This is a genomic window from Microbacterium sp. Bi128, from assembly GCF_918698205.1.
Window position 1 is genome coordinate 1 of record NZ_CAKKMM010001025.1, and the last position, 1,839, is coordinate 1,839.

At 67.3% G+C, this 1,839-nt stretch carries 3 protein-coding genes; 1 reads left to right on the forward strand and 2 read right to left on the reverse strand.

Annotated elements, in window-relative coordinates; translation table 11 throughout:
- Window positions 1-465: DNA polymerase III subunit delta (gene holA / locus LQV45_RS29325; RefSeq protein ID WP_374208325.1), on the forward strand; the 465-nt coding region annotated here is incomplete at its 5' end.
- 268 nt (window positions 466-733) lie between these two features.
- On the opposite strand, the gene rpsT is transcribed toward holA, so the two are convergent.
- Together rpsT and LQV45_RS29335 are read right to left on the reverse strand one after the other, a co-directional pair.
- The gene (gene rpsT / locus LQV45_RS29330) at window positions 734-994 is read right to left on the reverse strand and encodes a 30S ribosomal protein S20 (RefSeq protein WP_018773112.1); all 261 of its coding nucleotides are present in this window, start codon (window positions 992-994) and stop codon (window positions 734-736) included.
- A 203-nt stretch (window positions 995-1,197) separates the two neighbouring features.
- On the reverse strand, window positions 1,198-1,803 hold the full coding sequence (locus tag LQV45_RS29335) for a type II toxin-antitoxin system PemK/MazF family toxin (RefSeq protein ID WP_028276696.1): 606 nt from the start codon (window positions 1,801-1,803) through the stop codon (window positions 1,198-1,200).
- Window positions 1,804-1,839: the final 36 nt, after the last annotated feature.

Here is a 1,839-nt window from a genome sequence, read left to right on the forward strand (position 1 = left end):
CTCGCCGCCGCCTTCAGCCAGCTGATCGCCGACGCCACCACCGGCGTGGACGCGGCCATGGTGGACAAGTATTACGGCGGCCGGGTCGAGGCAACAGGTTTCAAGGTCGCCGACGCCGCGATGGCCGGCAACGGCCCGCTGGCCCTCTCCACACTTCGCCACGCCCTGGCCACCGGCGCGGACCCGGTGCCGATCGTGGCTGCCCTGGCGTCGAAGTTGCGTTCCCTGGCCAAGGTGGCCGGCGCGCAGGGGTCGTCCTCGCAGATCGCCAAGCAACTGGGTATGCAGCCCTGGCTCGTCGAACAGGCCCAGCGGGAAGTCCGGCGCTGGACGCCCGAGGGGCTGGTCCGCTCGATCCAGGTCACCGCCGAGGCCGACGCCCAGGTCAAGGGCCTCTCCCGGGATCCTGTCTATGCCGTGGAACATGCGGTAACGGTGATTGCCACCTCGGCCAGGAGTTCCTGACACCCGCGTTCGAACCCAGGGGCCCGGCGTGTCGGCCCTGCGAGTCCGGCCGGACCGGGGCCCGGCGTGTTGGCCCTGCGAGTCCGGCCGGACCAGGTGCGGCGTGTCGGCCCTGCTGGCGCGGACCCGGCAGCGGGCAGCCGGCGGGGTACCGGAGTAGTACGAGAACGGGTGCGGAGTCGGCCCCTTGCGGAACCGGTTTAACTGGATGTGGCCGGCACCCCAGGGGGTGCCGGCCACAATCATCAGTTCAAGTGAACTGGAAACCTTAGAGCGCGTTGACCTTCTTGGAGATGGCCGACTTGCGGTTTGCAGCGTTGTTCTTGTGGAGAACACCCTTGCTGACGGCCTTGTCCAGCTTGCGGCTGGCAGAAAGCAGTGCAACAGCCGCAGCATCCTTGTCGGTGGACTCAACGGCGGTGTTGACGGCGCGGATGGCCGTCTTCAGCTCAGACTTGACTGCGTTGTTGCGCAGGCGAGCCTTTTCGTTGGTCAGGATGCGCTTCTTCTGGGACTTGATATTAGCCACGTGTGAACTCTCTTTTTCAATGCGGAAAATGGTCTAGAGGGCTTTCAGATTGGCCATTGACTGAGCGGCGTGGGGATACCTATGGCGACCAACCATCTGTGGCCGTCGACCTGCACGGACACACAGCTGTAAATAATAGCAGAGATCAACGTACAGGCACGAGTGCGGGTGGCGATCCGCCGCCGCGCACGGTGTCCGCCGGGTCAGCTCCAGCCGTGCCGCTGCCGCAGCGCGGCCGCGATGTGGTTGAAGCGGCCTGCGTCCAGGATCGCTCCTTCGCGCCGGATGTCCTTCGCGTTGATCTGCAGAACCCGGTCCAGCTTCGCTTCGCTGGGCCGCCACTGGCGGTCCCAGGGTCCCGTGCCGATGTCCACGTAGTCATCCGACCGGCGGGAGTCGCCGTCGTGGTCCTTGCTCGTCAGCATCAGGCCCAACAAATACCGGCCGCTGGTGCCCACCAGCAGCACCGGGCGGTCCTTGCCCTGGGAGTAGTCCTCTTCGTAGGGCACCCAGGTCCAGACGATTTCGCCGGGCTCGGGCAGGCCGTTGGGTGCGGGGGCGTAGCGGACGGCGGCCCGCCCCCGGAAGTCGCCGGGATATGTTCCGGTCAGTCCGGCGGCCGGGGCGCCGCCTGTGGAGCGGGCCGGGGTGCCGGGACGCGCCTGGCCCGGCCGCCGCTTCGCCGCAGGCTTTCGGGCGGGTTTTGCCGCCGGCCCGCGGGTGGTTCCCGGTGCGGAGCCGCCAAGTTTATCCAGGAAGCGCAGGGCATCGCGGACCGCGCCGCTGATCGATCGTAAGTTCCAAGCCATGGGGAAACCATACCGGCAACCCCTGCAGAGAAAGGG

Excerpts from the sequence above, each read along its gene's own strand:
- LQV45_RS29335 (WP_028276696.1), bottom strand. The coding sequence starts at position 1,803 with ATGGCTTGGAACTTACGATCGATCAGCGGCGCGGTCCGCGATGCCCTG.